7 protein-coding genes are annotated in these 7,029 nt (G+C 64.1%); all 7 read left to right on the forward strand.

What is annotated here, in order from left to right; genetic code table 11:
* Nucleotides 1-759, forward strand: a complete 759-nt coding sequence (pyrH, locus tag RT662_RS07600; protein ID WP_313670108.1) for a UMP kinase — start codon at nt 1-3, stop codon at nt 757-759.
* A complete protein-coding gene (gene frr, locus RT662_RS07605) occupies nt 752-1,321 on the forward strand; it encodes a ribosome recycling factor (protein WP_313670109.1) in 570 nt (189 codons plus the stop codon). The genes pyrH and frr overlap by 8 nt, the downstream gene beginning before the upstream one ends.
* Nucleotides 1,318-2,076 (forward strand): polyprenyl diphosphate synthase, encoded by a 759-nt coding sequence (gene uppS / locus RT662_RS07610; protein WP_313670110.1) that lies wholly within the window; start codon nt 1,318-1,320, stop codon nt 2,074-2,076. The genes frr and uppS overlap by 4 nt, the downstream gene beginning before the upstream one ends.
* Before the next feature lie 2 nt (nt 2,077-2,078).
* On the forward strand, nt 2,079-2,882 hold the full coding sequence (locus RT662_RS07615) for a phosphatidate cytidylyltransferase (RefSeq protein ID WP_313670111.1): 804 nt from the start codon (nt 2,079-2,081) through the stop codon (nt 2,880-2,882).
* Nucleotides 2,879-4,039, forward strand: coding sequence for a 1-deoxy-D-xylulose-5-phosphate reductoisomerase (locus RT662_RS07620; protein WP_313670112.1), 1,161 nt, complete (start codon nt 2,879-2,881; stop codon nt 4,037-4,039). The genes RT662_RS07615 and RT662_RS07620 overlap by 4 nt, the downstream gene beginning before the upstream one ends.
* Complete coding sequence (rseP, locus tag RT662_RS07625; protein ID WP_313670113.1) at nt 4,036-5,184, forward strand: RIP metalloprotease RseP; 1,149 nt, start codon at nt 4,036-4,038, stop codon at nt 5,182-5,184. Before RT662_RS07620 ends, rseP begins: the two co-directional genes overlap by 4 nt.
* Before the next feature lie 92 nt (nt 5,185-5,276).
* Nucleotides 5,277-7,029 (forward strand): outer membrane protein assembly factor BamA (bamA, locus tag RT662_RS07630; RefSeq protein WP_313670114.1); only part of this gene is annotated, 1,753 nt, incomplete at its 3' end.

Raw genomic sequence — 7,029 nt, forward strand, 5'->3', positions numbered from 1 at the left:
ATGACGTCATCCGCCCCTGCCTACAAGCGCATCCTGCTGAAGCTGTCGGGCGAGGCCGCGATGGGTGACCAGTCGTTCGGGATCGATCCGGCAACGGTGGCGCGGGTGGCGGGCGAGGTGAAGGCCGCCAAGGATGCCGGCTATGATATCTGTCTGGTAATCGGTGGCGGCAATATTTTTCGCGGCATGGCCGGTGCCGCCAAGGGCATGGACCGCAGCACCGCCGATTACATGGGCATGCTGGCCACGGTGATGAACGCGCTCGCCATGCAGGACGCACTGGAAGCCATCGGCGTTTCGACGCGGGTGCAATCGGCACTGGCCATGAACCAGGTGTGCGAGCCGTTGATCCTGCGCCGGGCCAAGCGCCATCTGGAAAAGGGCCGGGTGGTGATCTTTGCCGCCGGCGTGGGTGCGCCCTATTTCACCACCGACAGCGGCGCCGCTCTGCGCGCTTCGGAAATGAAATGCGATGCGCTGTTGAAGGGCACCAGCGTTGACGGTGTTTACGACAGTGATCCCAAGACCAACCCCAATGCCCGCCGGTTTGACCGCATCGGCTATGATCGGGTGCTGGCCGACAATCTGAAGGTGATGGATGCCGCGGCCGTCTCGTTGTGCCGTGACAATGAAATCCCGATCGTGGTGTTCAACATCCGCGAACCAGGCAATCTGGCCCGCGTGCTGGCCGGCCAAGGCGTGTCGACCACGGTGGGTCCCATGGAACCGCAAATCTCAGAGGGACTGAATAATGGCTGATTTCGAACCCGGCCCGTTCAAGGCCGATCTGGAACGCCGTACCGCTGGCGCGGTGGAGGCGTTGAAGCATGATCTGGGCAGCTTGCGCACCGGGCGGGCCAACACCAGCCTGCTCGATACCGTGCACGTGGAAGTCTATGGCTCGTCGATGCCGCTGAGCCAGGTCGCGACCGTGACGGTGCCGGAACCGCGCATGCTTTCCGTTCAGGTGTGGGACAAGTCGAACGTGACGCCAGTGGAAAAGGCCATCCGTTCCGCCGGTCTGGGGCTCAATCCGATCACCGATGGCCAGACGCTGCGCCTGCCGATCCCGGACATGACCGAGGAGCGCCGCAAGGAAATGGTGAAGCTGGCCGGCACCTATGCCGAAAAGGCCAAGATTGCCGCCCGCAACGTGCGCCGCGACGGCATGGAAGCGCTGAAGACCGCCGAAAAGAAGGGCAAGATCAGCCAGGACGAACAGAAGCGCCTTGAGGCCGATGTGCAGAAGATCACCGACAAGGCGATGACCGACATCGATACGACCGTGGCAGCCAAGGAAAAGGAAATCCTCGGCAAGTGACGGCGCCTGCGGCCATTTCGTCCGCCTCTGTGGGGGATGGCGGGGCCGGCGGCTGCCGTCACCTGGCCATCATCATGGATGGCAATGGCCGCTGGGCAAAGGCCAAGCGGCTGCCGCGCATTGCTGGCCACCGGGAAGGCGTGGAAGCCGTGCGCCGCGTGGTCGAAGCCGCACCCGGCCTTGGGCTGGAAATGCTGACGCTCTACGCCTTCTCCAGCGAGAACTGGAAGCGTCCGGCTGACGAGGTGAGCGACCTGATGGGTCTGCTGCGCCATTATGTGAAGAACGAGATCGATACGCTTCACCGCAATGGCGTGTGCCTGGATTTCATTGGTGACTGGCGGGCATTGAAACCCGATCTGGTCAGCCTGCTGGAAGCCGCACGCGAGAAGACCCGGGCCAACACTGGGCTGAAACTGATCATGGCGCTGAATTATGGCGGGCAGGGCGAGATCGTGCGGGCCGCACGCGCGCTGGCGGCCGATGCGGTGGCAGGCCTGATTACGCCTGACGACATAACCGCCGAGATGCTGGAAGCCGGGCTCGATACCGCCAAGGTTTGTGGTGGCCTGTCGCCGCCCGATGCCGTGCTGCGCACCTCGGGCGAATTGCGCCTTTCAAATTTCCTGCTCTGGCAGACGGCTTATGCCGAGTTTCTGGTCACCGAAACCTTGTGGCCGGATTTCGATGGTCCGGCGCTGGCCGCGGCGCTGGACGAATTTTCCCGCCGCGAACGTCGTTTCGGGGGGCGTTGAAGGTGGCGGCAAGCCAGCTCGGCCAGCGCGTGGTGACCGGTGTCGTGCTGGTGGCCGTGGCGATTGCGGCGCTGTGGCTGGGCGGCCCGGCCTTTGCCGTGCTGGCGGCCGCCGCCGTGCTGGTGATGTTCACCGAATGGACGGCCATGCACCGGCTGCCGCTGTTGCTGCGCCGCCTGGGGTTGGCGGTGCTGGGCCTGGTGGTGTGGGTGGTGGCCGTGATGGGCAATCCGTCCGAAGCGCTGATGCTGCTGGGCGGCGGCGCTGGCCTGCTCGGCCTGTTTGCGGGGCGGCTGCAGAAGGGGCTGGGCCGGCCGATGATGCTGGGGCTGCTTTATTGTGGGCTGCCAGCGGTGGCGTTGATCTGGCTGCGCGCCACGCCGTGGGGCTTTTTCGCGACCCTGTTCGTGATGGCCGTGGTGTGGGGGGCCGATATCGCCGCCTATTTCGCCGGACGTGCGGTCGGTGGTCCGAAACTGGCGCCGGCGATCAGCCCCAACAAGACCTGGAGTGGCGCCGTGGGCGGCCTGGCGGGTTCCCTGCTGGTGGCCGGCGCGCTGGCGCTACTGTGGCCCGGCCATGCCAATCTGGCGGGTATTGGCCGGCTGGCCGTGCTGGCGCTGCCGCTGGCGGTGCTGTCGATCCTGGGTGATCTGTATGAAAGCGGGCTGAAGCGCCAGGCTGGCGTGAAGGACAGCGGCACGCTGCTGCCCGGCCACGGCGGCGTGATGGACCGGCTCGATGGCCTGGTGCCGGCTGCCGTTGCCGGGGCCGGAGCCTTTGCCATGACCGGATGGGCAGGATGACGCGCAGCCTGACTATCCTGGGCGCCACCGGCTCGGTGGGCAGCCAGACGCTGGATCTGGTGGCACGCAATCCCGGCCGCTGGCAGGTGGAGGCGCTCACCGCCGGCAGCGATGTGGCCGGGCTGGTGAGTGCGGCGAAAGCATGTGGCGCGCGTTTTGTGGCGATTGCCGATGCAGCGAAGGGCGAGGCGTTGAAAGCGGCGCTGGCCGGCACCGGCATCGAAAGCGGCGCCGGGGAAAGCGCATTGGTGGACGCCGCAGCCCGCGATGCCGAGATCGTGATTACCGCCATTGTCGGCGCCGCCGGCCTGCCGCCGACCATGGCGGCCGTAAAGCGCGGTGCGCAGATCGGCATTGCCAACAAGGAAACGTTGGTTTGCGCCGGCCCGGTCGTCACCGCCGCCGCCACTGCCCACGGCGCCACGCTGCTGCCGGTGGACAGTGAGCACAATGCCATCTTCCAGGTCTTCCCGCATGACGATCCGGCGCAGGTCGAGCGTGTCATCCTCACGGCAAGCGGCGGACCGTTCCGCACAAAGAGCCGTGAAGAGATGCGCGGTGTTTCCGTGGCCGATGCCTGCAAGCACCCGACCTGGAGCATGGGCGCCAAGATCAGCATCGATTCGGCGACCCTGATGAACAAGGGCCTCGAACTGATCGAGGCGGCGCAATTGTTCCCGGTTGATGTGGAACGGTTGGACGTGATCGTGCACCCGCAATCGGTCATCCATTCCATGGTCGAATATGTCGATGGCAGCGTGCTGGCGCAATTGGGCAGCCCCGACATGCGGATTCCGATTGCCTATGCGATGGGCTGGCCGGAACGCATCGCCACACCAGCCGCGCGGCTCGACCTTGCAGCGATTGCGAACCTTTCGTTCGAAAAACCTGATCTGGAACGCTTTCCCTGTCTCGCACTGGCGTGGGCAGCGATGCGGGCGGGCGGCAGCGCGCCGTGCATCCTGAACGCGGCCAATGAAATTGCTGTCGCGGCGTTCATCGCCGGGCAAGCCGGGTTCCTTGATATCGATGCCATCGTGGCAGAAACATTGAACATGGTGGCTTCGGGCCCGGTGGCGACGTTGGAAGAGGTGATGGCGATTGACGCTGCCGCCCGCCGGACCGCCCGTGCCCTGGTGGCGAAGCGCGCGGCATGAGCGAACTCGCTTTCCTGCCGCAGCCCGGCCTGATTTTCACGCTGGCAAGCTTCATCGCGATGATCGCCGTGCTGGTGGTGGTGCATGAAGGCGGCCATTATCTCGCCGGCCGACTGTTTGGCACCAGGATCGAGGCATTCGGCGTTGGCTTTGGCCGTGAATTGCTGGGCTGGACTGACAGGCGCGGTGTGCGCTGGAAGATCAATGCCATCCCGCTCGGTGGCTATGTGAAGTTCGTCGGCGACATGAACGAGGCCAGCCAGGTTGATCCGGCCATTCTGTCGCTACCGGAAAAGGAACGCCGTGGGCTGTTTGCCTTCCTGCCGCTATGGCAGCGCGCCATCATCGTGGCAGCCGGGCCGGCGATCAACTTCCTGTTTGCAATCCTGATTCTGGCCGGCTTCAATCTGGCGCTGGGCCACCAGGCCTCGCCGCCGGTCGTGGAGCGCGTCATGCCGGGCAGCGCCGCCGAACGTGCTGGCGTCGCGGTTGGGGATCGTGTCCTGTCCGTTGATGGCAACGCGGTCGAGCGGTTCGAGGATATCACCGCCGAGATTGTCACCGGCACCGGCAACCGGGTTGAACTGCTGGTGCAACGCGGCACGGCCCAGCGCCGCATCGTGGTGACGCCGATGATGGTCGAAAGCACCGACCGGTTCGGCAATGTCTCGCGCCACCCGCGCCTTGGCATATTGCGGCCGGCTGAAGTGGTGGAACAGGTTGGGGTTGCCGACGCGCTGCGCCTGGCGGTGATCGACACGTGGAGCATTACCCAGACGATCGGGCGCACCCTGCGCCAGGTGGTCGTGGGTGAACGCGCAATCACCGAAATGGGTGGCCCAGTGAAGACCGCGCAGATCGCCGGGCAACAGGCCAGCCTTGGACTTCTTTCGGCAGTGGCGTTCATGGCCTTCTTCTCGATCAACCTCGGCTTCATCAATCTGCTGCCCATCCCGATGCTGGACGGCGGCCATCTTCTGCTCTACGGCATCGAGGCGGTGCGGCGGCAGCCTCTGGCGCAAAAGGTGCAGCAATGGGCCTTCATGTCGGGGTTTGCCGCACTGATGTCGCTGATGGCGGTGCTGACCTGGCATGACATGGGAAGTGTCGGCCTGTGGAACCGTCTGGCGAACTTGTTGGGATGACAGGGTCCGCCCGTCTGGCAGTGCGTGTTTTCGGGCATCGCGGGATCAACCGGCGAGCCGCAGGGCTGATTGATGGTAGGTTGGTGGGGTTGATGGAAGCCAATTTTGTTCGCGATGCTGGTGGTGCAGCAGGCTGGCGGCGCCCGCTGGCGGCGCTGCTGGTCTCGACGGCACTGGCGGCGCCCGTGCTGGCTCAGCAGCGCCCGCGGCCTCCGGCGGCAGAACCGGCACGCCCATCGGCCGAAGCCGAAGCGCGCGCTGCCGAATCCCGCAACCAGTCCGCCCTGCCGGCCACTGCCGCCAATGCCGGGGTCGTGCGCAGCGTCGTGGTGCGTGGTACCGAGCGTCTGGAGCCGGAAACCGTCCGTTCCTACCTCAATCTCGCCATCGGCGACCGCTATGATCGTGATGCGCTCGATACCGCCCTGAAGGCGCTCTATGCCTCCGAACTGTTTTCCGATGCCACCATCCGCGACGACAATGGCGCGCTCATCGTCGAGGTAAAGGAAAATCCGGTCATCAACCGGATCATCATCGAAGGCGCCAAGCGGGTGAAGGAAGAGAAGATCCGCGAGGAGATCCGTCTCGCGCCGCGTCAGATCTTCACCCGTTCGAAGACCCGTGCCGATCTCGGCCGCATTCTTGAGCTTTATCGGCGTGGCGGCCGTTTTGCCGCCAGTGTCGAGCCCAAGATCGTGCAGCTCGAACAGAACCGCGTCGACGTCATCTTCGAGATCAGCGAAGGTCCGAAATCGAAGATCCGCCAGATCAATATCCTGGGCAATACGAAGTTCAAGGAAGGCGCGATCAGGAAGCAGATGGCTTCCAAGCAATCCCGCACCTGGCGCTTCTTCACCTCTAACGACACCTATGATCCCGATCGCCTGGCCTACGACCAGCAGAAATTGCGGCAATATTATCTGACCGAGGGCTATGCCGATTTCCGCGTCGCCTCTGTTGTGGCCGAACTCACGCCCGACAAGAAGGACTTCATCGTCACTTATGTCGTGGAAGAAGGTGAGCGCTACAAGTTCGGCAAGATCGAACTGGAAAGCCAGCTGCGCGATATCAAGCCCAAGGAATTCCGCCCGATCATCCGCATGAAGGAAGGTGATTGGTATAACGCGCAGGCCATTGAAAACACGGTCGAAAGCCTGTCGGAAACCGCTGGCCTTCTGGGCTATGCCTTTGCCGACGTGCGCCCGCAGTTCGAGCGCAACAAGGAAGACCTGAAGATGAACGTCACCTTCCAGATCGGGGAGGTGCCGCGTGTCTATGTCGAACGGGTGTCGATCAACGGCAACACCATCACACACGACAATGTGATCCGCCGCGAGTTCCGCCTGGCCGAAGGTGATGCCTTCAACTCGATCAAGGTCAAGCGCTCCAAGGACCGCCTGCTTGGCCTTGGCTTCTTCCAGGACAAGCTGGACATCGAGCAGAAGCCTGGAACCACGCCGGATCGCATCGCGCTTGAAGCCAATATCCAGGAACGGCCCACCGGCGAACTGCAGCTTTCGGCCGGCTTCTCGTCGATCGAACGCTTCATCTTCTCGGCCAGCGTGCGCCAGCGCAACTTCCGCGGCCGCGGCCAGGAACTGCGCCTGTCGGGCAACATCTCCAGCTTTGCGCGCTCCGTCGAAGCCGGGTTCACCGAGCCCTATCTGGGTGGCCGCAACCTGGCGCTGGGTCTGGACGTGTTCCGCCGCGATTTCCGGTCGTTCCGTTTCACCGGCAACAACACGCGTGACACCACCTACACCCAGGTTTCGACCGGCTTCCAGGTCCGCACCGGCTTTTCGATCACCGAATTCTGGGCTGCGTCGCTGCGTTATGGTCTCAGCC

This window comes from Sandarakinorhabdus sp. (genome assembly GCF_032115815.1).
Lineage (GTDB): Bacteria > Pseudomonadota > Alphaproteobacteria > Sphingomonadales > Sphingomonadaceae > Sandarakinorhabdus.